The sequence below is a fragment of the Geobacillus sp. CAMR5420 genome, assembly GCF_000691465.1.
Taxonomy (GTDB): domain Bacteria; phylum Bacillota; class Bacilli; order Bacillales; family Anoxybacillaceae; genus Geobacillus; species Geobacillus thermoleovorans.
This window is the reverse complement of record NZ_JHUS01000022.1, coordinates 51,220-76,328: the sequence shown is the minus strand read 5'-3', so window position 1 is coordinate 76,328 and position 25,109 is coordinate 51,220. Positions and strand designations below refer to the sequence as shown.

Sequence of the window (25,109 nt, the reverse complement as noted above, 5' to 3'; positions counted from 1 at the left end):
ATAGAACTTTTGACGCTACCGTTTTATGGATGTTGGTCATCACCATCATAGCAGGGAGAGAGTCCTTTTTGCATGAGATTTGTTTTTGGATTGGTGGCCCCGACGAGCGTGGCGAACAAAAATTCGCTACGCTCGTCGGGGATCCTTCCTGAATTTCACCCACAAATATTTTACTCACACTTTGTGTTCGCATAGGCGGCGGGGCAATAAAAAAACACCTCGATCTCCATCGAGATCGAGGTGTTTTGTGATGACCTGTGAGGGACTTGAACCCCCGACCCCTTCCCTGTCAAGGAAGTGCTCTCCCACTGAGCTAACAGGTCATATCGCTTTCAAACACATTTTTTATTATATATATGCCTTCCTCGTTTGTCAAACACTTTTTTAAAAAAATTAGTGTTCATCATGAAAAAAGGGAAAGCCCGCGCCTCCCCCTTATCGAAACAACCCGCGCTCAAACGGCTCGAGCAAGAGCGGAATGTACTGGCGGCGGGCGGTTTCGTATTGTTCCATGATCCGGCGGCGGTGTTGTTCCGCGAGGGCGACGGTGTCGATCAAATCTGTTTCAAGCTGCGGGCTCGCGGTCGAGACGACATACCGGTCAAGGCCGAGCAAGGCGGCGAAGTCGAACACTTTAAACCGGTAGCCGAGCATGACGGCCGGGACGCCGGCGGCCAGGGACAACAAATTAGCGTGGAGTTTGAAGTTGACGGTGGCGGCAAGAGGCTGAAGCCGCTCGCAGGCGGAGCGGTCGTTCGGCCAGACGATGTACAAGTGAATCCGGTAGCCGGAGGCGATCCACATTTTGGCAGCGCGGGCGAGGGTGTCTTCGACGAGTGTTTCGTGTTGGCCGAATAGGCGATTGTATGTCGTCCCCCAGTTGATGCCGATCGTTTTTTCTTTGTTTGGCGGTTCGGCTGAGGCGGGAGTCTGCAATAACAGCCCTGGATCGCCGATGACGCGGACGTTTGCAGGATAGGCGCCTAACGTTTTTAATACCGCTTCGCTGAGCGGGCCGCGAATGCCGGCAAAGGCGGCCGAGGCGAGGACGGTGCGGAACAGCTCGACGTCGTTGGCGGAAAAGTGGCGGTGAAGCGCTGGCTTAGCGCCTGCACACAAGGCGTCGGTTTCAGCTTCACCGATCCAGTCAATGCCGCTTCCCCATATCCATATTGGTTTTCCAGCTTCGTGCGCCTCTTGCAAAACGGCCATGTAGCCTGGAAGCAAGAGCGAACCGCCGCCGAGCACGACGGCGTCGTACGGGCTCGTATCTTTCCAGTTGACCTTGGGCGTCGATGGGATGATTTGAACGTCCGGGGCGTATTGGCGGGCATAGGAGGCAAAAAGATTCCATAACAGCTCGTCGCCTACGTTTTGAAAGCCGATCCAACCGATATACAACACCTTTTTCATCATGACGATTCCCCTTTCAACAAGGATGCATATACGCCAAGCACTTGGTCGACACACGTTTTGATATGAAACTGCTGTCTCACCCACTCCCGTCCGGCCGTGCCTAGTTGTTCGCGGTATGAGGGGGAGGCAAGCAGCCGTTTTAAGTCTTGGGAAAGAAGATAGCGGCTGCACCCTTGGCGCGAGCCGTGATCGCCAAAGTAACACTCCCATGCTTCGGCATAACCGCTTGGCTCGACAACGCCGAAGTAGCCGTGGTTGCCAGCGGCGAGCACCGGTTTGCCGCATGCCATCGCTTCTAGAGCGACACGGCCGGTGCCGACAACAACGTCAGCGAGTGAGTAATACACAGCCATATCGCTTTGTTCGCCAACGAGATGGAGAAACGACTCGCGGCACGTTTGGTGAATGAGGCGGACAAGGCTCTGCACGTCAGAAAAGCGCGGGCCGTCTCCGACAACGACGGCGTGCAAGTTCGGAAACAGCCGTTTGACATCTTTGCACGCTTTTAAAAACATAAAACAAATGCCAGCTTTCGCCCAGGCGAGGCGGCTGCTATAGACGATGACCAAGGCGTCGTCCGGGATGCCAAGCGTCTGCCGCCCTCCGCGGCCGAGCGGGGCAAACTCGTTCGTGTCAATGCCGTTCGGGATGAGAACCCGTTTGGAAATGAGCGGGACAATATGCCGCTCGACGGGCGGACTGACAGCAATCGCAGCAGAAGCAAGACGGAGCATCTCTTCAAGCTCGGCTGGCGGATAGTACGTGCCATGGGCGGTAAAGACGACCGGGATGCCGCGGCGGCGCGCAGCGGTGGCAGCGAGGATGCCGGATGGCGTCTGGTGGGCATGAACGATCGAGATGTTTTCCTTCTTCATCACCGCCTCAAGCTGCTGAATGAGCTGTTCTTTCCGTTGTTCGTCTATCTCGATCGCTGTTGGAAAATCGATGAAATAAATTGAACAGCCGGCTTCCCTAAAACGATCGGCCAGTGACCCGCCGCGGGCGGCGACGGCCACATGAACGCCGCGGGCGGCCATTTCTTTCGCTAGGCTGAAGGCGTGCGTTTCCGTTCCTCCAAAGTCAAGGCCATCTAGCACCATGAATACGCGCATGATCAGCTCCCTCCTTTCTTATAAAACTGGCGCGAGCGCTGTTGCGGATGGCTGCGGTAGTAGTACAAAATGTCAGGCAAATTTTCCACTTCCAGCTTGGCGTTTAAACATTTGACAATAAACTCATAATCTTCGGCGCCGCGAATCCGCCTTGTCGGCCCGCCGAGTTGGTCAAACACGGCGCCGCGGAACATGATCGTGCCGTGGCAAATGCAATGTTTCCCTTCCGCATAGACGCGGCGGATGTCGCGCCCGTAAGCGAGCCAGTTGGCGGGCGTCTTTCGGTCGAAGTGTCCGTCGGGAAAGGCGGCGTAATTCGTGCCGATTAAAGCGATGTGCGGGTGCTCGTTCAAAAATTTCCATTGTTTTTCGAACCGCTCCGGATGGGAAATATCGTCGGCGTCATGGACAGCGATGTACTCACCTTTGCTTAAAAAGTAGCCGACATTGAGCGCCCCGGCAAAACCGACGTTGCGCGGGAGTTTGATATAGACGACCGGGAAGAACGGGGAATGGTCGTTCATCCACCGCTTCACGACTTCTTCGCTCCCATCGTCCGATCCGTCATCGACAATAATCGCTTCAAACTGGCGATATGTTTGATTGAACAGCCCATTTAGGCAGTCCTCAATATAACGGGATGCGTTATAACACGGAATGACGACGCTGATGAAGTCTTTTTTTCGCTCTGGCACCATCATCAATCACCTCATCCACTATATATCCATTTTTTCTCTTAACGGTGAGAGGCAATCGTTGATTTTTTAGGAAAACAGTAGAATTGTCCTATCATTTACCTGTCATTCCCCCGACAAAGTTCAACCGTTTTCCCCATGCCCGTGGCTAAAAAAATCGTTCTTTCTTCCTCGGATACGCACCCGTGTCGAATGAAAGAGCGGTGCATAACGTAGTTAACGAATGGAAGAAAAGGAAGGAGGAAGAGGCGTTGGGACATAAACATTTGCGCGAAGCAGTGAAAGAGCTGAAAAAGATCCGCAAATGGCTTGAAAAACTAGATTTGGATGATTCGGCCGTCGAACAAATTGTCTCTCTATTAGAAGCCATCGCCGATCACGGGGAAGATGCCGAACGAATTTTGCGCCGCATTCTTGATGAGGAGCAAGAACAGCGGGACATTTTGGAGGACGAGCGCGAACTGTTGCAAGCCATTTTGACCGAGTTGCGCACAGGGGCGCCACCCGCGGAAGATATTGGCGACGAGCTCGAGGACTTGATTGGGGAGAGAGTAGAAATTACGGTCAATTTCGGCCCGGTGAGCGGCACAGTCATCGCCGTCCGAAACGATTATGCCGTGCTTGAGGATGCGCTCGGGCGTTTCGTTTACATTCCGTTTGCCAGCATTCAAGCCATCACCCGTTTAGAAGGCTGATGAAAAACAATGGATTCGCTCGATTTATGAGAAATCACAAGGAATGAAGTGATGGTGTTGCAAGGTTTTTCAATTTGAGAAACACTGTTGGAGAGCAGTATTTCTCCTTAAATCACCGGCCTTTTAGACTGAAAGGAGGGAGGAGACAATGGACTTTGCGACCACATTCGAAGAGCAGCTCCGCCGCCTCATCGGGGAAACGATCCAAGTCGCGACGGACAACAACTTAATAGAGGGACGACTCACCGATGTCGAGGACGGAACGATCGAGCTTAGGGCGGAAGCGGGCGGATACGAGCGGGAAACGCGCACGGTGCTCATTCCGCTGACAGCCGTCAACTTTGTTCGGGAAGTGTAACGAAAAAAACAAAGGTATGCATCCGCCGAAACGATGCATACCTTTGTCGTTACCGCGTCGGAACGACCGATGGATGCTCATTGACAAACGACAACGCCTGCTCAAAATCGGCGATCAAATCGTTGACATCCTCAAGCCCGACGCTCAGCCGCAACAAGCCGTCGGTAATGCCGCGCCGGAGCCTCTCTTCTTTTGGCATCGCCGCATGCGACATTTTCGCTGGGTGCGATAAAATTGACTCGACCGCCCCAAGGCTGACAGCAAACACCGGCAAGCGGACGTTTCGGACGAACGTCCGAGCCGCTTCTTCATCGGCTAAACGGAACGACAGCACAGCGCCAAACCCGGCCGCCTGATGGCGCTGGATGTCATGGCCTGGGTGGTTCTCCAGCCCCGGATAATACACTTTTTCGACCTTTGGATGACAAGCCAAATACTTGGCGATGGCGGCCGCTGATTCAGACGACTGCTTCAGCCGAACGTGGAGCGTTTTTAATCCCCGCAGCACAAGCCACGCATCTTGGACGCCAAGGACGGCGCCAAACGCGTTTTGCAGTTTGTACAATTCTTTTCCCAATTCCTCGTCTTTCACGACCGCCAGCCCGGCGACGACGTCGCTATGGCCGGCTAAAAATTTCGTGGCGCTGTGAAGGACGACATCGACTCCAAGATCAAGCGGCCGCTGCAACGCCGGCGTCATGAACGTATTATCCAAGAATGTCAAACAGCCATGCGCCTTCGCCAACTTGACGACGCCTTGAATATCGGTCACTTTTAACAATGGATTGGACGGCGTTTCCATATAAATGACTTTCGTGTTCGGCCGGATGTTTTCCGCCACTGCGTTTAAATCGGTCATATCGACAAACGTATATTCAATGCCAAAGCGGCCGAGCACCTCCGTAATCATCCGGTACGTGCCGCCGTAGACGTCTTCGGTCACGAGCACGTGGTCGCCTTTTGAGAGAAGCAAAAACGCCGTTGAAATAGCCGCCATGCCAGAGGCGAACGCAAACCCGCGCGTTCCGCCTTCTAACGCCGCGATCGTTTCCTCAAGCGCCTCGCGCGTCGGGTTGCTGGAGCGGCTGTAGTCGTATTTGCCGAATGAATCGAAATCGAACTGATGGAACGTGGAGGCGTGCTGGATCGGCACGCTCACCGCCCCCGTTTCGCGGTCGACTTTCCATTCGTTATGGAGCAGTTTCGTCGAAAACGCCCATTCCTGTTCCATCGCTTACACCTCTTTCATGTTTTTCAATGCCTGCGCCAAATCGGCGATCAAATCGTCAGCGTGCTCAATGCCGACCGAGAAACGGAGCAGCCGGTTGCAAATACCGTTTTGGATGCGGATTTCCTCAGGAATGTCCGCATGCGTCTGCGTCGCTGGGTACGTAATAAAGCTTTCGACTCCGCCCAGGCTTTCCGCGAACGTAATGAGGCGCAAGCTTTTTAAAAACCCGTTCACCCACTTTTCATCGGCAATCCGGAACGACAGCATCCCGCCTCTTCCTGGATATAAGACGTCTGTAACATCTTCATGTTCGCGCAAAAAGGCGCTGATGCGCTTGGCGTTTTCTTCATGCTGGCGCATCCTTAGCGCCAGCGTTTTCATCCCGCGAATCAACAGCCACGAATCAAACGGCGACAAAACCGCGCCGATGGCGTTCTGATACTCGGCCAGGCGTTGACAGAGCTCCTCGCCCTTGGCGACGACAAGGCCAGCCAACACGTCGTTATGGCCGCCTAAATATTTCGTGGCGCTGTGGATGACAATATCGGCGCCTTGTTCGATCGGGCGTTGAAGCACCGGTGTATAAAACGTGTTGTCAACGATCAACAAAAGCCCATGCCGCTTGGCGAATTCGGAGACGGCGCGGATATCGGTCTCATGCATAAGCGGGTTCGTCGGTGTTTCCAGGAAAATCGCTTTCGTTTTTTCGGTGATACACGCTTCCACCGCAGCGAGATCAGCAAAATCGACGTAATGGAATCCAAGACCATACTTGCGCCAGCCGCGCTCAAACAGGCGGTACGTGCCGCCGTAAAGGTCGGCCGATACGAGAAACTCATCTCCGCTCTCAAACAAGGCGAGCACCGTCTGAATGGCGGCCATGCCGGAGCTGAACGCATAGCCTTGGTCGCCGCCTTCCAGTCTCGCGATTGCTTCTTCGACGATTTTGCGCGTGGGGTTGCCGGTGCGGATGTAGTCAAACCCGGTCGACTCTCCGATGCCGGCATGGCGGTAGGCGGTGGAAAAATAAACCGGCGGGTTGACCGTCCCCGTCACCGTTTCGCTCCGGTTGCCAATTTGCGCTAACAACGTCTCCAGTTTCTCCATCTCATCTCTCTCCTTCTGCTGAAAATTCCATCATGGATCAACGGCCGACCACTTAATGCCCAACGAAGCACCACTGTCCGTTGGGCAGCGGCCAAGCGCCTTCGTCCGAAACCGCCTCGCGGTTGATGGAAGCGGCCGCTTGAGTAAATAAAAAAAGTCTTCTAAGAAGAAGACTTTTCCATACGCACATGGTCATGCTTCTTCTTATCTGCCGAATTGAATGCTCAATTCGCTGGATTTAGCACCTGGCCGCCGGGCGGCTGGTTGCTGAAGCTTCATTGGGCCAGTTCCCTCCGCTTCTCTTGATAAGAATGGGACGCGTATTCAATTTTTTTAAATTTAATAAAAATGTAACGCATTCCCCACGTTTTTGCAAGCCATTTTTTTGTCAGCGGTGCGATTCGGCAAATTCGCGAAAAATTCGAGCCCTTCATTAACATCTTTGGGCGCAAATATGTTACAATAACAGATGAACTTACGCTTTCATGGAGGATGGTCATGGCGACAGCAACAGGAACGATGCGCGACTGCAAGTTGTACAGCGGAGAGCTGCAAGAAGAAATCGAACTGCTCATCTACTTGCCAAGCAATTTTTCGCCGCTTTACAAATATTCTTTATTAATCGCGCAAGACGGCAAAGATTATTTTATGTATGGAAAAATGAAAACCGTCATCGAAACGCTGATGGAAGAAGGAACAATCGACCGGACGATCGTCGTCGGCATCCCGTATCGGAACGTCAACGACCGCTACGAGAAATACCACCCGGAAGGACGAAAGCACGAAGCATACCTTCGTTTTTTAGCCCATGAGCTCGTCCCGTTTTTGGACCGCGAACTGCCGACATACCAAATGGGCAAAGGCCGGGCGCTGATCGGCGATTCGCTCGGCGGAACGGTGTCGCTTCTAGCCGGGTTGTTGTATCCGCATACATTTGGGAAAATCGCCATGCAGTCCCCCTATATCGATGACTCGGTATTGGCGCGCATCCGCTCATTCCGCGATCCATCGCTCCTTTCGCTTTACCATTCTGTTGGCACAGAGGAAACAGCGGTGAAAACGACGGATGGCCATGTGCGCGATTTTATCACCCCGAATCGAATGGCGCGGGACTTGTTTATGGAAAAAAGGTTTGCTTATACGTACCATGAGTTCGAAGGCGGCCATGCGTGGACGTATTGGCAGCCGGATGTACCCCGGGCCGTAGCCGCTGTTTTATCATTATAGGACAAAACGGAGCAACTTCAAAGATGTCGAAGCCGCCGCATCCATTCCGTGCGTTTCCTGTGCATGGAAAAAGAACTGGTTCAAGGAGGGAAAACAAAATGAAGTACGGCATTGTGATCTTTCCGCCAAAACGGATTCAGGACTTCGCCAACTCGTACCGGAAACGGTACGACAGCCATTACGCCCTCATCCCGCCGCATATTACGCTGAAATACCCATTTGAAGCGGATGAGGAGCAAATAAAAAAAATGGCGAAAGAGTTGCGCCGCATTGCGGCGGAAACACCTCCCATTCCGATCAAAGTGACGAAATTCAGCTCGTTTTACCCGACAAGCAACATCATTTATTTGAAGGTGGAACCAAACGACGTGCTCGAGCGCCTTCATGAACAACTGCACAGCGGCTTGTTCGCCGGAAAGCCGGAGTTTGTGTTCGTGCCTCACATTACGATCGGCCGCGATTTGCCGGGCGCAGAATATGCGGACGTCTACAGCCAGCTGAAGCTGCAAGATGTGCACTTCGAGGAGACCGTCGACCGCTTCCATCTTCTCTATCAGCTGGAAAACGGCTCGTGGACCGTCTATGAAACGTTTATCGTCGGAGGAAAGGAAACGGTCTGAGATGAACATTGCGATTGGCACAACGCAAGATCGCGCTTTGTACGAAGACGCCTTGCGCGTCCGCCGGCTCGTATTCATTGAGGAGCAAAACGTGCCGGAAGACGAGGAAATCGACGCATTCGAGGACGACTCGTTCCACCTCGTCCTGTATGATGGCCAAACACCGGTGGGTGCTGGGCGACTCCGTTTCATTGACGAAGGCGTCGGCAAAATCGAGCGCATTTGCGTCCTGCCGTCCTACCGCGGCCGCGGCGCCGGACGGATGGTGATGGAAGCGATCGAACAGCTGGCGAAAACAAAAGGGGCGAAAACGGCGAAACTGAACGCCCAGACGCACGCAGAACCGTTTTACCAAAAGCTCGGCTATACGACCGTCTCCGGCGTCTTTATGGACGCCGGCATCCCACATGTCACGATGGTGAAATCGCTCGAATGATGGCCATAGAACAGCCTCGTCTACACTGATCCAAGGCTTGGGATCATCGAACATCGTTTCGCTCTCCTGAGCCAAGCAGAGCAAAAGGGAGCTGTGCGCACGCAAGCTCCCTTTTGCTTACTTTTTGTTGTTCAGCATATTGGCGATCGTATTGAAATCAATTTGCTTGCCGTTATGGACGATCGCCTTGACGATTTGATCCTCAAGTTCTTTTGGCACTTTCCGGTTGGCAATTTGCGCCACCCGCTTCACCACTTGGCGCACCGTTTTTTCATCGCTGAAATTGGCGTTTTGCAGCGAGTTGGCGAGCTCAAAAACGTCTTTCATATTGACACCTGTTTTCTTTTCGATGTTTTTAAAAAATTGCTGATCCATCGTTCCGCCTCCTTCTCCCTGCTATATCGTATGATGCTCCCGCCTCGGCGTGCATCAAATTAGGGAAAGAAAAATACGAGCCGCTCCGTGGCGCCGAAACGGCCCGTACCCCTTTCGCTTTTTCCGTTAGGCGACAAATGCCGCGCCGACAATAATCAACAAAATGAACAACACGACAATCAGCACAAAGCCACCGCCATAGCCACCGCCATAGCCGTAGCCGTAAGGATAACCATAACCGCAGAAGCCCATCATAATGTGCACCTCCTTCTCCGTTTACTGTATCGTATTCACCGGCTTAGCGGGGCGTATGGGCGCAAAGGCCATTTTGTCATCCAAATCGGCGGAACAGCTCGGCAAATTCCCGCTCCTTTTTCGCAAACCATTGCTCGATGTAGTCTAAGTTGCCTTGCACACTTTTTAAAAATCCATTGTTCAATTTTTCGATTTCTTGCAACTGTTTGTTAAAGTCCTTTCCCCATTGTTCAAACAGGCGGATGAACGTTTCATGCCCTTCTTTGCGTGACGCAACCCAACCTTCGAGCGCCTTTTCCAGTTCTTTGCTCACACTTTCCCCCCCTTTCTTACTGTTGTATGCAAAAACGACTGCCCGAGGTGAAGGCATCCCCGTTCTTTTTTTGCCTTGCCATATGATAAAGTAAAGATGAACGTCAACATGAAAGGGAGGAAACGAATGTGAAACGCATTGAAACAGTGGAGCAATTCGAGGCGGTCATTTCCGGTGATAAACCAACGATCATCAAGTTTTACACAACTTGGTGTCCGGACTGCGTGCGCCTCAATATGTTCATCGATGACATCGTTCGCGACTATAGACAATATGATTGGTTTGAAATCGACCGTGACCAGTTTCCGGAACTTGGCGAGAAATACCAGGTACTTGGCATCCCGAGCCTGCTTGTCTTCCGCAACGGAAAAAAAATTGCTCATCTGCACAGCGCTGACGCCAAAACGCCGGAAGAGGTGCGCGCCTTTTTGCAGTCCCTGCCGGAGTAAGACGGGGCGGCATCCTTGCCTCGCCAGAGAAGAAGGGCAACAAAAAGAGGCTGTCCGAGAAGGAAGCTTTCCTTCTCGGACAGCCATGCGAATGAACAGACAGCTCCTTATGGATCGCCGATTGTGGAAACGGAAGCCGTCAATATTCAATTTCGTCGTAGTCTTTCGGCTGGCGCGTCAGCTGCGGGCTGTCAAACATCAATTCAATCGAAATTTCCTCATCGGTCGTCCGCGTCCGCTCGGAGCGGTCGTTTGGTTTCAATTGGACTTGAATTTCCTCATCCGTCGTTTTTATCCGTTTGTCTTCCATCGTCTTTTCCTCCTGTGTCATCAGTTTCGCAAGAGCGGTTCGACTTTTTGCACAAGCTCTGCCATTTTTGCGGCGTTTCGTTCATACAGCGCCTTCGCCTCTTCGGAATTCGTCTGCAACGCATACAGCTCCAGATCAGCCTGCACTTTTTTCATCGCGGCCAAGAGCAGCTTTTTCTCCTGCGGCTCGGCAATTTGGATCTTATCATCGTACAAATCGATCGTCAGCTGTCCGTATGAATCGACTTGGGCGAGAAACACATTTTCAATCGCCACTCCTTGTTTGTCAAGCTGTTCCTTCAGCCAGCCGCGGCCAAGCCCCATCGTAGCGAGTGGCTCATCCAAAATCATGCCGTCCATAATGACCGTTTGCGGCTCTTTTTCCCGCGGTGGGTTTGGGAACACATCTCCGACGGTGAGCGGCTGCTTTTCCCGCTTCAGCAACACGTTCAAGTCGCCGTTTGGCTCAAGCACCGCAAACTCGACGTCGGCGACGCGGAACACATCTTTTTTGCGCAGCTGTTCGAGCAGCTCGTCAACCGTATATTTCTCCCGTTTCAAGTTTTCCTCTAAAATTTTGCCGTTTTTAATAAAAACCGTGGAATTGCCCTCGACAAAATCGCGAAATTTCTTGTTGCGCAGCGAGAGACGAGCGACAGCCACTGGAAACAGCGACCAAATCAAAATGCTGGTGATGCCTTCTTGCAACGAAATTCCTAAATCGACCGACATCGTTCCAGCGATATCGCCGACGGTAATGCCGACGATGTATTCAAAAAACGACAATTTTGATAATTGCTTTTTGCCGAGAATGCGGGTGATAACAAACAACCCGATTAAAATGCAAATCGAACGAATGGCGGTTTCTAACCATATAGGCATCGATCATGCTCCTTACTTTCCGTGGTATTGCGGCTCTTCGAACTCGAGCCGGCCGATCCGGTCTTTGATGTCCGCGATGATCTCCTCTGTCGCAAGCATCGCTTCATGAAACGTCCGTTGCGCCGTTTCATCCTGGGAAGTGAGCGCCAGCTGTTGCAGCCCAGCGTGAATGCCTTTTAAGCTCGCCAACGTTTGTTTCACCTGCGAAGCAACGGTCATGGAAGATCCCTCCTATCCTTTCGGGCGGAACAAGAGCGCCCCGATAAACCCAAAGACGATCGCCGCGGAGATGCCGGCGCTCGTCACTTCAAACATGCCGGTCAATACGCCGATAATGCCGTGTTTTTCCGCCTCTTGCATCGCGCCGTGAACGAGCGCGTTTCCAAAGCTCGTAATCGGAATCGTCGCCCCGGCGCCGGCAAAATCAATGAGTGGCTCATACAAACCGAATCCATCCAAAATCGCCCCGACGACGACGAGAATCGTCAACGTATGCGCAGGTGTCAGTTTAAACACATCCATCAAAATTTGCCCGATCACGCAAATCAGCCCGCCGACGACAAACGCCCAAAAAAACATAGCCAACACGCTACGCCTCACCTCCATACTCGATCGCCACCGCGTGGGCGATGCATGGAATCGTCTCGTTTTGCTGGAACGATAGCGGCGACAATAGCGCTCCTGTCGCGACTGCCAAAATGCGCTTCAGCTCGCCGCGCCGCATCCGTTTGATGAGATGCCCGTAAACGACAACGGCGGAACAAGCCGCCCCACTTGCGCCGGACAAAACCGGCTGCCCATCGCGGTAAATGAGCAGTCCGCAATCTTGGTAGCGCTCTTCATCGATGTCAATGCCGTGCTGACGCAGCAAGTCAAGGGAGACTTGGCGTCCGATTCGCCCTAGATCGCCGGTGACGATCAAATCGTAATACGATGCATCGATTTGCATGTCGCGCAAATGCGCCTCAATCGTATCGACCGCCGCCGGCGCCATCGCTCCACCCATGTTGAACGGGTCGGCAAGCCCCATATCCACAACGCGGCCGATCGTCGCCGCGGTCACGCGCGGCCCGTCCCCTTTCGGGCTGACGATCGCCACGCCAGCTCCCGTTACTGTCCACTGCGCCGTCGGCGGCTTTTGCCCGCCGTATTCCGTCGGGTAACGAAACTGTTTTTCGACGGCAGCGTTGTGGCTTGAGGCTCCGGTTAATATATAATCTGCCCCGCCGTAGTTGGTAATAAAAGCGCTTAGCGCCAGCCCTTCCATCGAAGTGGAACAGGCGCCAAAAACACCGAGATACGGCATGCCGAGCGTTCGGGCAGCAAAGCTTGTCGGGGTCATTTGGTTGATCAAGTCGCCGGCGATGAGAAATTGCACTTTTTCTTTCTCTAGGCCGGCTTTTTCCATCGCCTGAAACGCTGCTTCCTCCATGAGCACGCGGTGCGCCTTCTCGTACGACTCCTCTCCGAGCCATAAATCTTCGTGAAGAAGATCAAAGTCTTCCGCGAGGCGGCCGTTTGCCTCAAACGGCCCGCCGACCGCCGCTGTTGCGATGATTGCCGGCTTGTTCGCAAACACCCATGTGCGGTGCCCTTTCAGCATTACAATCCCCCCCACTGGGTCGCAATCGTTTTGACAAGGGCGATAACAAAGGCGGCAAACGTACCGAACAAGATGACCGATCCGGCGAGCTTGAACATGTTCGAGCCGACGCCTAACACAAATCCTTCCGTCCGGTGCTCAATCGCCGCCGAGATGACGGCGTTGCCAAACCCTGTCACCGGCACGGCGCTTCCCGCCCCAGCGAATTGGGCGATCCGGTCATAAACGCCAAGCCCAGTTAAAATCATCGACAAAAAGACCATCGTCGCCACCGTCGGATTGCCTGCCGTTTGCTCGGTAAAGTCAAAAAAATACATGTAAAAATAAGAGATCGCCTGTCCAATCACGCAAATGATTCCGCCAACGAGAAACGCGCAAACACAGTTGCGAACGATAGGGCGCTTCGTTTCCCGCTCTGTTTCGAATAAATGATATTCCTGCTGAACCGGGGTCAGCTTTTTCCGTTTTTCATTCGCCATAATGACACCTCTTATGTTTGCTCTTTGCTTAGCTTTTCAATGCGCCTGATTTCCCGATTGACTTTTCGTTCATCCCAGCGTCGATTGTCCATGTTAGCTTTTAATTCCTTCGTCTTCCAAAAAATTTTCAAATCGCTCGAGGAAACAACGTCATAGCCAGGAAACAGGTCGCGCAGTTTTTGGTCAATGTCTTTCTCAATTTGTTTTCGACTCCACCGCTTCATATGGGGAATTTGATAAGCAATGAGCAACCGATCCCCGCTGTTGACCGCCACCACGTCCCGAACATCGTCGCGCCCGCGCAAATAGCTGGCCGCCCGCTCGGCCGGACCTTGGTTCAGCTCCGCATGTTTCGCCGTCCCGGACGTTTGGGTTCTCAGCAGGTTTGCCCCTTGCAGCGATTGCTTTTGTTCCGTTTCTTCTTTGGCGCAGCCGCCGACCGCGATCATCGCAACGACGGCCGCCAACCACCATTTTTTCATCTTCATCAACCCATTCGTTTTTATGTATTTCCGCCAAGTCGGGAAAGGTTGGCGTGCTGTGCCAACCTTTCCGCCTAAACCATCCCATTCGCTTCTGCGAAGGTTATTGTTGTTTATATTGTGGCTCTTCGTTTTGAATTTCTTGCATGCGCGAGTTCACCAAATCAATGACCGCCTGCGTTTGTTGGGCAGCTTGTTGGTAAAGCTGTTTCGCGGCTTGGTTTTCGGTTTGCAAAGCAAACGTTTCGAAGCTCGCTTGAGCCGATTTTAACCCCGCCAATGTTTGTTTCACTTGTGTTGCAACCGTCATGATTCATGTCCTCCTTATATGGTGTAAGATGGGTGGTGACAATGTTTAGAATGGTTTTTCGCCGCCAAATTATAATTGTCATTTTCTGCAAAACGTTCTCCCGCCTTTCCAGCCTTTCCGGGCACGAAAAGGGCGCCTTCTGCAGGCGCCCATACGGTTTACGACTTATCATCAACTTTGTCGGAATAACCGCGGCCGAGCGACGGGTTGTTTAAAATACCGGCCATCACCAAAATGCTTAAGAAGGCATGGTACAGTTGTTCATATTTGCCAAGATCAATGTCGACGCCGAATGTCTCAAGCGCAATCACGGCAAACGATCCGATTGCCAGCCAAAGCCCGTAATTTTTAAAACGCTCCACCGTTTGCGTCCCCCATTTGCTTTATGGCTAGATCCACGAGAACGGTCTCCGTTCTCCTTCGTTTCGATCATGGCCTCCTTCACCATGTTCTTCCTTATCCCGGTCCCGCACATCTTCAACGGCTTCCATTTCCGTATCATCGCGGTGCGGGAACAACCATGGATCGCGGATGCGGCCGCGCGGCATAATGACGATGTCATCGGCATGAATGATCAATTTATCGACATGAATCACTTTCGCTTTTTTCCGATCCGACATGCCCTTCCCTCCTTCCTTTCGCCTAGTTGCACTGTTAGACTATGCAAGGAGGCGAAGCGAAGTATAGGCATCTCTCACAGATTTCCGTTATTTCTTCTTGATGACGGCTGGCCGACCGCATCCGCATCCGCTCGGACGCCGCACAGGCTGCGTTGTCGAAGAAAGCACCCTTGTCACCGGTTTCGACGGAGTAGGCTTCTTCATTCCTCATCCCTCCATCCCGAAAAAGTGTAGCCCTCGCCGATCAACCAATTTATGTTCAAGTCCATTTCCGTACGATTCGTCTCTAATCGAAACGGCATAAAAACAAACAATGTCTAACGGCGAGAGAAAAAGCGAGCGGCTACTGCTATTGTATGGCTTGGCGAGCCAAGGGTGCCTCTCATTTTTCGTTTCGCTCCGGGTGTGGCATGATGGCATTTTCTTGCCTCAGTGTGCGGAAAAACCAGCTGTCCGGCCGTTCGTCCTCATCTGCCTTGCCCGTTTTTTCGCTCCATGGCGATTGCAGCAGCTGGCGGCGAAGCTCGTCATTTTCCTTCGCCAGCTGTTTGAGCTGCTCGTAGCGCTTGGCGCTTTGGTAAGCCAGTTCCTTTAACACAATGTTTTCGGCTTCCACCTCTTTCAGCCGGCGCTCCAGTTCAGCCATTCGCTCAGCAAGCCGCTGTTCACCTGTCCCCCTTCTCTCTTCATTCATCGCCCCATGTTTGTCTTTCATCATTCGACATCTCCTCCTTTGATTCATCGTTGTCTGCACCCACCAGCAAAAAATCCGCATCTGTCCCAACACATTTACCTAAGCCGTTCCATAGTATACAGTAGTCCCAAACCACCAGGCGTTGGGGAACAACTGAACGATAGGAGGAACGAAGAAAATGGGTCATCATCACCGTCGCGATACAGAAAGAGTATGCATCAGAACGCGCAAAATTTACGACTGGGTGACGCGCCAAGTCGATGTGCCATTGCGAAGCTTCAGCGGCGAGGATTTGGAAGCGATTTTCCCGATGGACCACTGCCAGCGGGAAGGAACGATTTGCGATTTTTTGGGAGCGCAACATACAAACCCGCAACACTTGACGATCCGCTGCTTCCTGACAGACGCCGACGGAAACCCGATCGACTCGGTCGTTGACCAGGACGCATTGATTTGCCAGGAAATTACGCAGCCAAACGGCCGGCAGTCCGTAAACGTCACCCTTCCTTCTGGGGAAACGGTGACGCTGCAAAAAGTCAAAGCGCTCATCAAAGGGCATGTCGTCGTGCAAATTGTCAGCCCAGCCGGCACGGTCATTTGCCAATCGAAACCAATTCCGTTCGCTACAGCACAAACGTTCATCTTGTGCGCCCCAGAAGGCACGCAGCTCAACTGCCATATTTCGTTCTTCGAATGCGACACGAGCCTAGTCTGCACAGACAACTTTGCACAACTTGATGTTTCCATCACCTTATGCCTTGAAGTCCAAGTGGAAGCTGATGTCAAAATCGAAGTCGAAGCTCGTTTCTGCCAACCGCGCGAAGAATTGGCCGAAGCCGTGCTTTGCCCGACAACCAAATTCCCGCCGCAATGCCCGGACGTATTCCCGGCCATGTAGCGTCCTGCACCGTTCAGGCTGTTGTTCCAACAACAGCCTTTTTTATATGGCATGCACCCGCAATGGATACATAAGATGAGAATGGAAGGGGTGGAAACCGTATGAAAAACAAAAACGACCAACATCTCCGTCTGCAGCAGCAAATCATCCACTACCGGTCAGAAGCAGCCTCATGCCGGCAACAAGTGCAGCAACTGGAGGCCGAGTTGGCCAAGGAAAAAATGCGCAGCGCCTATTTGAAAGAGAAGCTGCGTGAAGCAGAAACAACCAACGTTGAAACGTACAAGAAAAAAATCGCCGCCTTGGAACGCCAGCTTCTGTTGTGTGAAATTGCACTGGAAGAAACGCGATATAACACCTCAAAAGAGACACAGACACCAGCGTTTGAACGAGCTGCTGCCGTGTCAGCGTTGTTTCACTATTCTGTCGTCGTTCCGACGCATCTTGATGAGGAGGAGCTGACCATCATCGGCGATTTCATCATTCGCAATCACGGAACAGCGCCGCTTCACCATTTGATTGTCTGTCTCCGCCTTTCGCCTCCAAAAACGGCGGTGCTCAGCGGGAAAATTGTTTTGCCAAACAGCGGACGGGCCGAGCAGGAAACGCTGATCTCCAATAGCGCGGAAAGCTGGACGTTCACCCACGAAAACTGGCGGGAAAAAGTGCGGCAAAGCGGGGAATACTGGCTTGCCCCGCTTTATGACGCCCCGCTTGAACCAAGCGAGGAGCGGCGCTTTTCCCAGTTCGAAATCACTGTTCCCCCGTCCAGCAATGCCCGCTCATTGACGGTTGATGGATTCGTGTATTGCGCAGAACTGCCAAAGGGCGTTCCTGCCGCCAACCATATTGCCATTCAATGGTGACCCGCTCGTTTTCCGCCTTCATGCCGACCAGCGGCGCACCTGCTGTTTGGGCCGGCCGTTTTGGGCCGGCTCCGCTATTTCCTATTTCAAACAATAGCAGTTGGACGTTTCCTTCCATCAACGTCATCCCGACAAGCTGCGCGGCTGTTTTTGCATCACCGGCTGACGACGACTTCCATCCACACCGCCGGCCATTCCTTCAGCGAACGTTGCCCAACCAGCATCAGCGATTCGCTGTCCATTTTTTGACCAAAACGACGCCCGCCGGCATCCCTCATTGGCTGTGTCATGACCTCAATAGCCGCCTTTCTCCTTACGACAACCATTTACTAACGATCGTCTCCATGATCGCCGCCCCGCCGGCAATCGCTAGAAGCATAATGAGCGGCTCAAAAACATTCGGCCAAAGCATTAGGCCAATATAACAAAACGCCGCACACCAGATCCCCGTGCACCAGTAGCAGCTCAGCAGTTCGCCAAACCAGCGACGCAGCCCGCCTCCCTTGAAAGAAAGAAACACTTGTTTGCTTCCGTCCGGAAGCTCCTGCTCCGTCCATTCGTGAAAGGGACGGCGAATCCAGGCGGTGATCGCGTCATATACGATGAGCCGTGTCAGGCGAAAGCTGGCTAAACAAAGAAGGACAAATGAAAACGGATCGTCCATGCTCCCCTCCCCTTTCCATGATTATGACCGCAAAAAACCGATTGCCTTCTGTCGTTCCCATTTGGCAGCTAGCGAATTCTCTTTGGTACAGACGTTTACCCAAACGCTCTCCTACGCCAATCATATGATGGAGTATAGGTTTTTAACACAAGAGACTAGAAAGGAGGCGACGCGATGTACCATGTCTTTTTCAACCGACGCCCAACCCGACCCCGCCTTCCCCGTGCTCTTTACGAACAGCTGGCCGCGCTTCCACTCAACACTGAGGTTAACGTGCACACCACCAACGAGACGCATTACAATGCGCTTTTTCTCGGCTTCGAGCCGCGGACGAACAACGTCTCGCTATTGGTTGACCGCTTTTATAAAGACGGGGGGCGCTCCCTTGCGATCGATGCGGCCGCGATCACCGCAATCGATCTCCCTGTTTCCATGCGGCCGGTTTCATCCGCTGATTCGGATGACGAGGAAGAATAACCAAGAAAGAAAGCACAGCCGGCTGACGCCAACCAACGCGGCCGGCGCTTATTTTTTTGGCGGCGCCGTTTTCTCATTGACTAGTGCGCTTGTCTATACATTCGCTTCTCGTATTACATACACTTTTACCAATCGACAATGGATGCTAGGAGGAACTGATCTTGGCTTCGAAACGATCTCGCTTGTTGTTTGACATTTTAAGCCGTTACGACCTGACTGGAACTGAAGTCGATATCATGAAGGAACTGAAAGAAAAAAAAGTATGGCTTGTGCAAAACAAAAAAACGAGGGAACGGTACGTGCTGAAACGGCTGAGCGAAGACAAAACGAATTTTCCGATTTTGCTTCATTCCAAGCTGTACCAAGAAGGATTTCATGTCCCAAAAATCTTCCAAATGAAAACAGACCAATATTACATCCACCGAAAAGGCCATTACTACTATTTGATGGACTACATCGTCCCAAGCGGAACGAAGCCCTCTTTCCAACAACGGATCGAAGGGCTCGCCCGCTTTCATGCTCACAGTCTGTTTGCCGATTGGATCGGCCCCTGCCCTTCATCGTTTCCGGAGCCAAAAGACGTGCTGAGCGCACATCGGCAAAAAGCAGCACAGTTAGAGGAGCAGGCAAAGGCCATCGATCATGGTGACACTCTTTCTCATATAATGGAACAGATGGCCCGGATCGCGAATCAAAGTTATGCATGGCTTGAAAAAAGCAATCTAGCTGATTTTTGCCGCACAGCGAAAGAACGAAAGGCCATTTGCCATGGGGATTACAACAGCAACAACCTTTTATTGGCGGAAAACCGCGAAATTATGATGATTGACTTTGACCGTGCCTACTACGGCCTCCCGCTTGATGATTTTCGCTTTTTGCTTATTTCTTTGACGAAAAACCCGAAAAACGATGCGGTAAAACGAACGAAGCTGCTATTTGACCTTTATTTCTCCGTTTGTTCCCTGTATGCTCCATACAAAAGTGTCTATTTAGCTGATGCCATGTTTCCGCACGTGTTTTACAGCGAAACGGTCGGCCAAGAAAAGCAAAAGCGGGCGGTAAACAGCCCAGCGTCCTTGAACTTGCTCACCCGCCTCGCCGAACAGGAAACAAAAAAATTCGCATTCTTGTCCGATTTTTTCAAAAGCGAGGGATAGAGAAAAATGAAACAAACGATCGCCCACTTTCTTCATGAAAAAATGAAAATCAATCAACGTTTTATTTACAACCAAATGGTTCATTTAAAAAAATACCGCCCGATCATGATCGGGTCATTCGCCGATGACGGCAGCCATCCGTTTCCTCTCATCAACTATTATCACCTCAACGACATCGACGATTTCGGCCGCTTCGCCAAAGAACAAAATATTGTCGCCATTCACGCTCACCATGGAAAGCATGCCGTCGAAATTCTTCCGCTTTGCATCGCCCATCGCATTCCGCTTGTCGTCAGCATCCGCGGCCGCGATGGATCGGCGAAATATCAAAGCTTGCGGCGCAATCAAAAACGGTACAATTTGCTCAAACAGCACGGGGCGCTCTTTCTTCCTGTCTGCCGCTATCTTGCCAATGAACTGACCACACTAGGCTTTCCGCCGGAAAAAATCCAAGTTCTCTACGGCGGCATCGAGCTCGATTTATTTCCGTACCGAGAGCGGACGATTCCTGAGAACGGAGACATCATCATTCTCTCAATCGGCCGGCTCGTCGAGAAAAAAGGCTTTTTAACGCTCGTGCGCGCCTTTTGGCGCGTGCATGCGGTTCATCCGCGCTGCCGCCTCCGCATCATCGGCAGCGGCAAAGAGGAAGAAAACATCCGCCGGCTTGTCAGCGAGCTGAAGCTCGATCCGTTTGTCGACCTGCTGGGTGCCATGGATGCCACTTCAATCGCCCGCGAAATGGAACGCGCCCATCTATTTTGCCTGGCGAGCGAGACCGCTTCTGATGGAGACATCGAAGGCATCCCCAACGTGTTGAAAGAGGCGATGGCAAGCGGACTGCCGGTCGTCTCAACGAATCACGCCGGCATCCCCGAATTGATCGAACACAAACGCACCGGCTATCTCGCACCAGAAAGAGACGACCTCGAGCTGGCGAACGGCATTCGCTTTTTTCTGGAGCATCCGGAACGAATTCCATCCTTCACGAAAAAAGCGCGCAAAGTGATTGAACAGCGGTTTGATATCACGAAACAAATCAAGGTGCAGGAGCGGTTGTATGATGAGTTCATCAAAAGGGGCTGACCCAAAAGGCTGTCTGCCTTCAGGATAGACACAAAATATAGTGCGAAAGAAGCGGTCAGTACGTATATATAGAGACGAAAGAGGGTGTCCCGATCCTTTTGGGACACCCCCTTTGTTGCTTAATTCTTCCCCTTTCCAAACAGTAGAAAGGTTGTCCGCCGAAAATAGACCGCACCATTTCCAGCGTTTTAGGCGCTTGCCATGTAGCAAACCACGCTTGTCTGTTAATACGCTATAAAAGCCGGAGATTTCACGAAGGAGGCCTATTAGGATGAACATTTGCATCATTGGCGCTGGCTACGTCGGACTAACCACCGCTGCCGTCCTTGCTGAACTTGGGCATGAAGTGCATTGCATTGATCATGATGAACGGAAAATCCGCCTGCTCAATAACGGGGAAGTTCCGTTTTATGAGCCAGGGCTCGAAGAATTGATTGCCAAAAATGATCATTATTTGACGTTCAGCGGCCGCTGGGATGATATCAAACGGGCGGCCGTCGTTGTCATTTGTGTCGGCACCCCGCCGCGGCCCGACGGCGGCACCGACTTACGCTATATCGAAGCGGTGCTCGACCGCTTGGCAACGACGATCAAATCGTACAAAACGATCGTCACGAAAAGCACCGTCCCTCCGGGGACGAATGAATGGATGCGTGCCGAGCTCATCCGCAAAGGAGTGAAACCGCAGTTGTTCCGCATCGTATCCAACCCAGAGTTTTTGCGGGAAGGGTCGGCTGTCTACGATATGTTTCACCCAGACAAAATCGTCGTCGGACTCGAACCGGATGATGACCAATCGCTTGCCGTCATGCAGGCGGTGTATGCCGGCATCAATGCCCCTTACCTCACAACGAGCCTGACCGGCGCGGAACTGATCAAATACGCCGCCAACGCGTTTTTGGCGACCAAAATTTCCTTTATTAACGAAATGGCGCGCATCTGTGACGCGTTTGCCGTCGATGTCAATGACATCGCCCGCGGGATCGGCCTCGACCCGCGCATCGGCCCACACTTTTTGCGGGCCGGCCTCGGCTATGGTGGCTCCTGTTTTCCAAAGGACGTCAAAGCGCTCGAACATGCGGCGCGCTCGCGCCAAGTGGAGCCGCATTTGCTGAAGGCAGTGCAGACCGTCAACGCCACCCAGCTTGACGTTTGCTTCCAAAAACTCAATGAGCAACTTGCCCCATTGACGGACAAAAAGATCGCCGTGCTTGGCATCTCCTTCAAGCCGAATACAGACGATACGCGTTTTTCCCCCGCTGAAGCGCTCATCCGCCGATTGAGTGAAAACGGCTGTACGGTTGCCGCCTACGACCCGAAGGCAACGCTCTCGGAGCCGCTCGCCCGTGTCACACAAGTCCAGTCGGTGCACGAAGCGATCCAAGGGGCGGATGGCTTGGTCATCGCCACCGATTGGGACGAATTCCGCACGCTTGACTGGGGGCAAGTGAAAGCGGCGATGAATGGGACGCTCGTGTTTGACGGTCGAAACTGTTTGGATCGCCATGCAGTCGAACAAAGCGGTTTGCGCTACATGGGGGTGGGGCGCCCGTGAACATTCTCGTCACCGGTGCGGCTGGATTTATCGGCTCCCATTTATGCGAGAAACTGCTCGAAAACGACGAGCATCATGTGATTGGCGTCGACGGCTTTCTCGGACCGACGCCGGCGCCGCTAAAAGCGAAGAACATTGCCCATTTGCAGTCTCATCCACGGTTTACCTTTCTTGAGCTGGATTTGTTGACAGCCGATTTGCCGTCCTTGCTGCAAAACGTCGAAGCGGTCTACCACTTAGCCGGCATGCCCGGCGTGCGAACGAGCTGGGGGACGGAGTTTGCCGCCTATGCTGCACACAACATTTCCGCTACCCAGCGGTTGCTTGAGGCATGCAAAGACCGGCCGCTCAAACGGTTCATCTACGCTTCGACCTCATCCGTCTACGGCGAGCGGAGCGGCCCGTTGTCGGAAACGCTTGAACCGGCCCCGCTCTCCCCATATGGCATTACGAAGCTCACCGGCGAACATTTATGCCGCGTCTATTTTCGCGAGTTCGCCGTACCGATCGTCATTTTGCGCTATTTCACCGTCTACGGCCCGCGCCAGCGCCCGGACATGTCGTTTCACCGCTTCATCCGCCAGCTGCTCGCTGGACAACCGCTCATTGTGTTCGGCGACGGAACACAATCGCGCGATTTCACCTATATTTCTGACTGCGTTGATGGAACGATCGCCGCAATCGAGCGGGATGGCGTCATTGGAGAAACGATCAATATCGGCGGAAAAGAACGAACATCGGTCAATGAGGTGATCCGTCTGCTGGAAACGCTGACGAGAAAACAAGCGATCATTCAGTATACCCCCGCCGCCCGCGGAGAGCCGAAACAAACATGGGCCGACTTGACAAAAGCGGAGCGGCTGCTTGGGTACAAGCCGGTTGTAACGCTTGAGGACGGCCTACAAAAAGAGATCGAATACATCCGTTCGCTGTATGAGGGTGAGCATTCGTCAACTACCCCCACTTAACTAACGCTTGAAGTGGGGGCTTGCAACTCCCCAGAAGTGCGAGCGGACTTCGTCCTCCTTCCTTGACTTGGGGTTGCATCAGGGGCAGGTTGACGACTGCCCAACGACGCAGGTCATGCCTGCATCGTTACCGATTCTCTCGGTGTGTCTGTTGGCAGTACTTGGCTTCCACACACAACAGACAGACCTACGCTCGATGTTTTACGGTTGCAACGTTTCCTGCAACCAACTCCATCCATCGAGCAGCAGTTTATTGGAGTGTCTTTATTTAACGGTTTTCTCCATGCCTTTATTCTATCATACACAAAAGAAAGGGGGAACGCGCATTCCTCTCCCACTTACTCCCTTTGGTCGTTGAAGTGGGAGTCTCCTGCGCGAAATAGGATGAAAATCGCCTATGTCTGCACGGAAAAGCTGCCCGCCCCGGCAGTGCGAGGCGGGGCCATTCAAATGATGATCGATGGGATTGCTCCCTTGATCGCCCGACGCCACGAACTGACGATTTTTTCAATCGCTGATCCGCTTTTGCCGCCTGAAGAGACAGACGGAGACATCCACTACATCCGTTTTCCAAAAGCCACGTATGAAACGGATGTGGCACGTGCGTTGGCCGCGCACAAATTCGATGTCGTCCACGTCTTCAATCGTCCTGTTCCGCTCATCGATTACCAAGCGGCGGCTCCGCAAAGCGTCTTTGTGCTAAGCCTGCATAACGACATGTTTTCCCCGCTGAAAATTACAGCAGAACAGGCGAAGCGGGCGCTAGACGCCTGCACCTTGCTGACCGCCGTCAGTGAATACATCAAACGGACGGTGACAAACCGTTACCCAATCGATCCTCAGAAAGTAAAAGTCGTTTATTCTGGAGTCGATGCTTCCCAATACATCCCCGTCTGGACGGAAGAAGGCAGGCGCATCCGCCAAGCGGAACGCGAAGCGTACGGACTCACCGATAAAAAAGTCGTTCTCTTTCTCGGCCGACTCAGCAAAACAAAAGGACCGCATTTGCTGATTCAATGCTTGCCATCCCTTTTGGTCCGCCATCCCGAGGCAGCGCTTGTCATCGTCGGCGGAAAATGGTTCGGCGACACCGGACGAAGCGAATACATCGACTGGCTTCATGAACTCGCGGCGCCGATGGCCGATCGCGTTCTGTTTACGAATTACGTTCCGCACAGTCATATCCCCAAACTGCTCTTAATGGCCGATGTGTTTGTATGCAGCTCGCAATGGCACGAGCCGCTCGCCCGCGTTCATTACGAAGCGATGGCCGCCGGCATTCCGGTCGTGACAACCAACCGCGGCGGCAATGCCGAAATCGTCCGCCACGGCGAAACCGGCTTTGTCATCGATGACTACCAAAACCCGCACGCTTTTTTTGAAGCGATTGATTACATGCTTGTGAACAAACATGAAGCGGAAACCATGGCGAAAAAGGCAAGAAGGCTCGTTGAACAGCAATTTCAATTCCACCATGTGGCCAAGCGGTTTGAAACGGTTTATATCGAAGCATGTTCCTCCCTTTCCCCAAACCAATAAGGGCTGTCTAAAAGAAATTTTTTCGGGACAGCCTTTTTCTTGTTTCTCTGAAACCAACAATGCCACTTCTTTTTCATTGCATCCCTGTGGGGGTGCTTCCTCCGCAGCGAACGCCATCAGCTTCAGGATCATAGAGAAAGATCCTAATAAGTTAATGAGCTTACCCAGTCCAATTTCGTTCTCCATACATATCCTAGTAGCAATCACACATATTTCACTTCGTCCATTCCC

At 52.6% G+C, this 25,109-nt stretch carries 35 protein-coding genes, 1 tRNA gene and 1 riboswitch; of the genes, 14 read left to right on the top strand and 22 right to left on the bottom strand.

Going from position 1 to position 25,109, the window contains the following annotated elements:
* Window positions 1-251 precede the first annotated feature (251 nt).
* The 4 genes from DI44_RS11850 to DI44_RS11865 form a co-directional block, all read right to left on the bottom strand.
* Window positions 252-323 (bottom strand) — tRNA-Val (locus DI44_RS11850).
* Between the two features lie 112 nt (window positions 324-435).
* The gene (locus DI44_RS11855; protein WP_033024911.1) at window positions 436-1,413 is read right to left on the bottom strand and encodes a polysaccharide pyruvyl transferase family protein; all 978 of its coding nucleotides are present in this window, start codon (window positions 1,411-1,413) and stop codon (window positions 436-438) included.
* The gene (locus tag DI44_RS11860; RefSeq protein WP_021321893.1) at window positions 1,413-2,528 is read right to left on the bottom strand and encodes a glycosyltransferase family 4 protein; all 1,116 of its coding nucleotides are present in this window, start codon (window positions 2,526-2,528) and stop codon (window positions 1,413-1,415) included. The genes DI44_RS11855 and DI44_RS11860 overlap by 1 nt, the downstream gene beginning before the upstream one ends.
* A gap of 2 nt (window positions 2,529-2,530) precedes the next feature.
* Window positions 2,531-3,226, bottom strand: coding sequence for a glycosyltransferase family 2 protein (locus DI44_RS11865; RefSeq protein WP_021321892.1), 696 nt, complete (start codon window positions 3,224-3,226; stop codon window positions 2,531-2,533).
* Window positions 3,227-3,474: 248 nt separating this feature from the next.
* Between DI44_RS11865 and DI44_RS11870 the strand changes: the two genes are divergently transcribed.
* Together DI44_RS11870 and DI44_RS11875 are read left to right on the top strand one after the other, a co-directional pair.
* Complete coding sequence (locus DI44_RS11870) at window positions 3,475-3,918, top strand: hypothetical protein (protein WP_011230370.1); 444 nt, start codon at window positions 3,475-3,477, stop codon at window positions 3,916-3,918.
* Between the two features lie 148 nt (window positions 3,919-4,066).
* Window positions 4,067-4,276 (top strand): hypothetical protein, encoded by a 210-nt coding sequence (locus DI44_RS11875; RefSeq protein WP_011230369.1) that lies wholly within the window; start codon window positions 4,067-4,069, stop codon window positions 4,274-4,276.
* 49 nt (window positions 4,277-4,325) lie between these two features.
* Here DI44_RS11875 and metC read toward each other — a convergent pair whose 3' ends face one another.
* On the bottom strand, window positions 4,326-5,507 hold the full coding sequence (gene metC / locus DI44_RS11880; RefSeq protein WP_011230368.1) for a cystathionine beta-lyase: 1,182 nt from the start codon (window positions 5,505-5,507) through the stop codon (window positions 4,326-4,328).
* 3 nt (window positions 5,508-5,510) lie between these two features.
* A complete protein-coding gene (locus DI44_RS11885) occupies window positions 5,511-6,614 on the bottom strand; it encodes a methionine biosynthesis PLP-dependent protein (RefSeq protein WP_011230367.1) in 1,104 nt (367 codons plus the stop codon).
* A 201-nt stretch (window positions 6,615-6,815) separates the two neighbouring features.
* Window positions 6,816-6,926: riboswitch (SAM riboswitch) on the bottom strand.
* 186 nt (window positions 6,927-7,112) lie between these two features.
* Between DI44_RS11885 and DI44_RS11890 the strand changes: the two genes are divergently transcribed.
* The 3 genes from DI44_RS11890 to DI44_RS11900 all read left to right on the top strand — a co-directional run bounded on the left by DI44_RS11890 (window position 7,113) and on the right by DI44_RS11900 (window position 8,897).
* Window positions 7,113-7,841, top strand: a complete 729-nt coding sequence (locus tag DI44_RS11890; protein WP_011230366.1) for an alpha/beta hydrolase-fold protein — start codon at window positions 7,113-7,115, stop codon at window positions 7,839-7,841.
* Between the two features lie 98 nt (window positions 7,842-7,939).
* A complete protein-coding gene (locus tag DI44_RS11895) occupies window positions 7,940-8,461 on the top strand; it encodes a YjcG family protein (protein ID WP_011230365.1) in 522 nt (173 codons plus the stop codon).
* A 1-nt stretch (window position 8,462) separates the two neighbouring features.
* Window positions 8,463-8,897, top strand: coding sequence for a GNAT family N-acetyltransferase (locus DI44_RS11900; RefSeq protein ID WP_011230364.1), 435 nt, complete (start codon window positions 8,463-8,465; stop codon window positions 8,895-8,897).
* Between the two features lie 117 nt (window positions 8,898-9,014).
* Here DI44_RS11900 and DI44_RS11905 read toward each other — a convergent pair whose 3' ends face one another.
* The 3 genes from DI44_RS11905 to DI44_RS11910 all read right to left on the bottom strand — a co-directional run bounded on the left by DI44_RS11905 (window position 9,015) and on the right by DI44_RS11910 (window position 9,840).
* The gene (locus DI44_RS11905) at window positions 9,015-9,272 is read right to left on the bottom strand and encodes a stage VI sporulation protein F (RefSeq protein ID WP_011230363.1); all 258 of its coding nucleotides are present in this window, start codon (window positions 9,270-9,272) and stop codon (window positions 9,015-9,017) included.
* A 126-nt stretch (window positions 9,273-9,398) separates the two neighbouring features.
* Window positions 9,399-9,527 carry a YjcZ family sporulation protein gene (locus DI44_RS17815; RefSeq protein WP_013146038.1) on the bottom strand — a complete coding sequence of 43 codons (129 nt, stop codon included), beginning with the start codon at window positions 9,525-9,527 and terminating at the stop codon, window positions 9,399-9,401.
* A 76-nt stretch (window positions 9,528-9,603) separates the two neighbouring features.
* On the bottom strand, window positions 9,604-9,840 hold the full coding sequence (locus DI44_RS11910) for a hypothetical protein (RefSeq protein ID WP_011230361.1): 237 nt from the start codon (window positions 9,838-9,840) through the stop codon (window positions 9,604-9,606).
* Between the two features lie 128 nt (window positions 9,841-9,968).
* On the opposite strand from DI44_RS11910, the gene DI44_RS11915 reads away from it, so the two are divergent.
* Window positions 9,969-10,289 carry a thioredoxin family protein gene (locus DI44_RS11915; RefSeq protein WP_011230360.1) on the top strand — a complete coding sequence of 107 codons (321 nt, stop codon included), beginning with the start codon at window positions 9,969-9,971 and terminating at the stop codon, window positions 10,287-10,289.
* 139 nt (window positions 10,290-10,428) lie between these two features.
* Here DI44_RS11915 and DI44_RS19115 read toward each other — a convergent pair whose 3' ends face one another.
* From DI44_RS19115 to DI44_RS11965, 11 genes are all read right to left on the bottom strand, one after another.
* A complete protein-coding gene (locus tag DI44_RS19115; RefSeq protein WP_011230359.1) occupies window positions 10,429-10,599 on the bottom strand; it encodes a hypothetical protein in 171 nt (56 codons plus the stop codon).
* Between the two features lie 20 nt (window positions 10,600-10,619).
* A complete protein-coding gene (locus DI44_RS11920) occupies window positions 10,620-11,480 on the bottom strand; it encodes a DUF421 domain-containing protein (protein WP_013523193.1) in 861 nt (286 codons plus the stop codon).
* Window positions 11,481-11,492: 12 nt separating this feature from the next.
* Window positions 11,493-11,699, bottom strand: coding sequence for a DUF1657 domain-containing protein (locus DI44_RS11925; protein WP_011230357.1), 207 nt, complete (start codon window positions 11,697-11,699; stop codon window positions 11,493-11,495).
* A gap of 12 nt (window positions 11,700-11,711) precedes the next feature.
* Window positions 11,712-12,068: a stage V sporulation protein AE gene (spoVAE, locus tag DI44_RS11930; protein ID WP_013146042.1), complete on the bottom strand. Its 357-nt coding sequence runs from the start codon at window positions 12,066-12,068 to the stop codon at window positions 11,712-11,714.
* A gap of 1 nt (window position 12,069) precedes the next feature.
* On the bottom strand, window positions 12,070-13,083 hold the full coding sequence (gene spoVAD, locus DI44_RS11935) for a stage V sporulation protein AD (protein ID WP_011230355.1): 1,014 nt from the start codon (window positions 13,081-13,083) through the stop codon (window positions 12,070-12,072).
* On the bottom strand, window positions 13,083-13,562 hold the full coding sequence (spoVAC, locus tag DI44_RS11940; RefSeq protein ID WP_033024909.1) for a stage V sporulation protein AC: 480 nt from the start codon (window positions 13,560-13,562) through the stop codon (window positions 13,083-13,085). Before spoVAC ends, spoVAD begins: the two co-directional genes overlap by 1 nt.
* A gap of 11 nt (window positions 13,563-13,573) precedes the next feature.
* Window positions 13,574-14,050, bottom strand: coding sequence for a YhcN/YlaJ family sporulation lipoprotein (locus tag DI44_RS11945; protein ID WP_011230353.1), 477 nt, complete (start codon window positions 14,048-14,050; stop codon window positions 13,574-13,576).
* Window positions 14,051-14,147: 97 nt separating this feature from the next.
* Window positions 14,148-14,354, bottom strand: coding sequence for a DUF1657 domain-containing protein (locus tag DI44_RS11950; protein ID WP_011230352.1), 207 nt, complete (start codon window positions 14,352-14,354; stop codon window positions 14,148-14,150).
* A gap of 158 nt (window positions 14,355-14,512) precedes the next feature.
* Window positions 14,513-14,716, bottom strand: a complete 204-nt coding sequence (locus tag DI44_RS11955) for a hypothetical protein (protein WP_011230351.1) — start codon at window positions 14,714-14,716, stop codon at window positions 14,513-14,515.
* A gap of 27 nt (window positions 14,717-14,743) precedes the next feature.
* The gene (locus DI44_RS11960; RefSeq protein WP_011230350.1) at window positions 14,744-14,974 is read right to left on the bottom strand and encodes a hypothetical protein; all 231 of its coding nucleotides are present in this window, start codon (window positions 14,972-14,974) and stop codon (window positions 14,744-14,746) included.
* A gap of 382 nt (window positions 14,975-15,356) precedes the next feature.
* Entirely contained in the window at window positions 15,357-15,692 is a 336-nt protein-coding gene (locus DI44_RS11965) for a spore coat protein (RefSeq protein ID WP_014195191.1), read from the bottom strand.
* A gap of 154 nt (window positions 15,693-15,846) precedes the next feature.
* Here DI44_RS11965 and DI44_RS11970 point away from each other — a divergent pair, with 154 nt between their 5' ends.
* Entirely contained in the window at window positions 15,847-16,566 is a 720-nt protein-coding gene (locus DI44_RS11970) for a hypothetical protein (protein WP_011230348.1), read from the top strand.
* Between the two features lie 101 nt (window positions 16,567-16,667).
* Window positions 16,668-17,432, top strand: a complete 765-nt coding sequence (locus tag DI44_RS11975; RefSeq protein WP_011230347.1) for a hypothetical protein — start codon at window positions 16,668-16,670, stop codon at window positions 17,430-17,432.
* Between the two features lie 155 nt (window positions 17,433-17,587).
* On the opposite strand, the gene DI44_RS19620 is transcribed toward DI44_RS11975, so the two are convergent.
* Together DI44_RS19620 and DI44_RS11980 are read right to left on the bottom strand one after the other, a co-directional pair.
* The gene (locus DI44_RS19620; protein ID WP_014195190.1) at window positions 17,588-17,722 is read right to left on the bottom strand and encodes a hypothetical protein; all 135 of its coding nucleotides are present in this window, start codon (window positions 17,720-17,722) and stop codon (window positions 17,588-17,590) included.
* Between the two features lie 23 nt (window positions 17,723-17,745).
* Window positions 17,746-18,096: a DUF1360 domain-containing protein gene (locus DI44_RS11980; protein ID WP_011230345.1), complete on the bottom strand. Its 351-nt coding sequence runs from the start codon at window positions 18,094-18,096 to the stop codon at window positions 17,746-17,748.
* 174 nt (window positions 18,097-18,270) lie between these two features.
* On the opposite strand from DI44_RS11980, the gene DI44_RS11985 reads away from it, so the two are divergent.
* The 6 genes from DI44_RS11985 to DI44_RS12010 all read left to right on the top strand — a co-directional run bounded on the left by DI44_RS11985 (window position 18,271) and on the right by DI44_RS12010 (window position 24,878).
* Window positions 18,271-18,573: a hypothetical protein gene (locus DI44_RS11985; protein ID WP_033024908.1), complete on the top strand. Its 303-nt coding sequence runs from the start codon at window positions 18,271-18,273 to the stop codon at window positions 18,571-18,573.
* 161 nt (window positions 18,574-18,734) lie between these two features.
* Window positions 18,735-19,730, top strand: coding sequence for an aminoglycoside phosphotransferase family protein (locus tag DI44_RS11990; RefSeq protein WP_033024907.1), 996 nt, complete (start codon window positions 18,735-18,737; stop codon window positions 19,728-19,730).
* A gap of 6 nt (window positions 19,731-19,736) precedes the next feature.
* On the top strand, window positions 19,737-20,816 hold the full coding sequence (locus DI44_RS11995; protein WP_033024906.1) for a glycosyltransferase: 1,080 nt from the start codon (window positions 19,737-19,739) through the stop codon (window positions 20,814-20,816).
* 271 nt (window positions 20,817-21,087) lie between these two features.
* Window positions 21,088-22,371, top strand: coding sequence for a UDP-glucose/GDP-mannose dehydrogenase family protein (locus DI44_RS12000; protein ID WP_013523184.1), 1,284 nt, complete (start codon window positions 21,088-21,090; stop codon window positions 22,369-22,371).
* Window positions 22,368-23,339 (top strand): NAD-dependent epimerase/dehydratase family protein, encoded by a 972-nt coding sequence (locus tag DI44_RS12005; RefSeq protein ID WP_033024904.1) that lies wholly within the window; start codon window positions 22,368-22,370, stop codon window positions 23,337-23,339. Before DI44_RS12000 ends, DI44_RS12005 begins: the two co-directional genes overlap by 4 nt.
* Window positions 23,340-23,723: 384 nt before the next feature.
* Window positions 23,724-24,878 (top strand): glycosyltransferase family 4 protein, encoded by a 1,155-nt coding sequence (locus DI44_RS12010; RefSeq protein WP_033024902.1) that lies wholly within the window; start codon window positions 23,724-23,726, stop codon window positions 24,876-24,878.
* Window positions 24,879-25,109 lie beyond the last annotated feature (231 nt).

What these genes read in the sequence shown, in the direction of transcription:
- DI44_RS11855 (WP_033024911.1), bottom strand. Translation starts at nt 1,413, where the DNA reads ATGAAAAAGGTGTTGTATATCGGTTGGATCGGCTTTCAAAACGTAGGC.
- DI44_RS11860 (WP_021321893.1), bottom strand. Translation starts at nt 2,528, where the DNA reads ATGCGCGTATTCATGGTGCTAGATGGCCTTGACTTTGGAGGAACGGAA.
- DI44_RS11865 (WP_021321892.1), bottom strand. Translation starts at nt 3,226, where the DNA reads ATGGTGCCAGAGCGAAAAAAAGACTTCATCAGCGTCGTCATTCCGTGT.
- DI44_RS11875 (WP_011230369.1), top strand. Translation starts at nt 4,067, where the DNA reads ATGGACTTTGCGACCACATTCGAAGAGCAGCTCCGCCGCCTCATCGGG.
- metC (WP_011230368.1), bottom strand. Translation starts at nt 5,507, where the DNA reads ATGGAACAGGAATGGGCGTTTTCGACGAAACTGCTCCATAACGAATGG.
- DI44_RS11885 (WP_011230367.1), bottom strand. Translation starts at nt 6,614, where the DNA reads ATGGAGAAACTGGAGACGTTGTTAGCGCAAATTGGCAACCGGAGCGAA.
- DI44_RS11890 (WP_011230366.1), top strand. Translation starts at nt 7,113, where the DNA reads ATGGCGACAGCAACAGGAACGATGCGCGACTGCAAGTTGTACAGCGGA.
- DI44_RS11895 (WP_011230365.1), top strand. Translation starts at nt 7,940, where the DNA reads ATGAAGTACGGCATTGTGATCTTTCCGCCAAAACGGATTCAGGACTTC.
- DI44_RS11900 (WP_011230364.1), top strand. Translation starts at nt 8,463, where the DNA reads ATGAACATTGCGATTGGCACAACGCAAGATCGCGCTTTGTACGAAGAC.
- DI44_RS11905 (WP_011230363.1), bottom strand. Translation starts at nt 9,272, where the DNA reads ATGGATCAGCAATTTTTTAAAAACATCGAAAAGAAAACAGGTGTCAAT.
- DI44_RS17815 (WP_013146038.1), bottom strand. Translation starts at nt 9,527, where the DNA reads ATGATGGGCTTCTGCGGTTATGGTTATCCTTACGGCTACGGCTATGGC.
- DI44_RS19115 (WP_011230359.1), bottom strand. Translation starts at nt 10,599, where the DNA reads ATGGAAGACAAACGGATAAAAACGACGGATGAGGAAATTCAAGTCCAA.
- DI44_RS11920 (WP_013523193.1), bottom strand. Translation starts at nt 11,480, where the DNA reads ATGCCTATATGGTTAGAAACCGCCATTCGTTCGATTTGCATTTTAATC.
- DI44_RS11925 (WP_011230357.1), bottom strand. Translation starts at nt 11,699, where the DNA reads ATGACCGTTGCTTCGCAGGTGAAACAAACGTTGGCGAGCTTAAAAGGC.
- spoVAD (WP_011230355.1), bottom strand. Translation starts at nt 13,083, where the DNA reads ATGCTGAAAGGGCACCGCACATGGGTGTTTGCGAACAAGCCGGCAATC.
- spoVAC (WP_033024909.1), bottom strand. Translation starts at nt 13,562, where the DNA reads ATGGCGAATGAAAAACGGAAAAAGCTGACCCCGGTTCAGCAGGAATAT.
- DI44_RS11945 (WP_011230353.1), bottom strand. Translation starts at nt 14,050, where the DNA reads ATGAAGATGAAAAAATGGTGGTTGGCGGCCGTCGTTGCGATGATCGCG.
- DI44_RS11950 (WP_011230352.1), bottom strand. Translation starts at nt 14,354, where the DNA reads ATGACGGTTGCAACACAAGTGAAACAAACATTGGCGGGGTTAAAATCG.
- DI44_RS11960 (WP_011230350.1), bottom strand. Translation starts at nt 14,974, where the DNA reads ATGTCGGATCGGAAAAAAGCGAAAGTGATTCATGTCGATAAATTGATC.
- DI44_RS11965 (WP_014195191.1), bottom strand. Translation starts at nt 15,692, where the DNA reads ATGATGAAAGACAAACATGGGGCGATGAATGAAGAGAGAAGGGGGACA.
- DI44_RS11970 (WP_011230348.1), top strand. Translation starts at nt 15,847, where the DNA reads ATGGGTCATCATCACCGTCGCGATACAGAAAGAGTATGCATCAGAACG.
- DI44_RS11975 (WP_011230347.1), top strand. Translation starts at nt 16,668, where the DNA reads ATGAAAAACAAAAACGACCAACATCTCCGTCTGCAGCAGCAAATCATC.
- DI44_RS19620 (WP_014195190.1), bottom strand. Translation starts at nt 17,722, where the DNA reads ATGACACAGCCAATGAGGGATGCCGGCGGGCGTCGTTTTGGTCAAAAA.
- DI44_RS11980 (WP_011230345.1), bottom strand. Translation starts at nt 18,096, where the DNA reads ATGGACGATCCGTTTTCATTTGTCCTTCTTTGTTTAGCCAGCTTTCGC.
- DI44_RS11985 (WP_033024908.1), top strand. Translation starts at nt 18,271, where the DNA reads ATGTACCATGTCTTTTTCAACCGACGCCCAACCCGACCCCGCCTTCCC.
- DI44_RS11995 (WP_033024906.1), top strand. Translation starts at nt 19,737, where the DNA reads ATGAAACAAACGATCGCCCACTTTCTTCATGAAAAAATGAAAATCAAT.
- DI44_RS12000 (WP_013523184.1), top strand. Translation starts at nt 21,088, where the DNA reads ATGAACATTTGCATCATTGGCGCTGGCTACGTCGGACTAACCACCGCT.
- DI44_RS12010 (WP_033024902.1), top strand. Translation starts at nt 23,724, where the DNA reads ATGAAAATCGCCTATGTCTGCACGGAAAAGCTGCCCGCCCCGGCAGTG.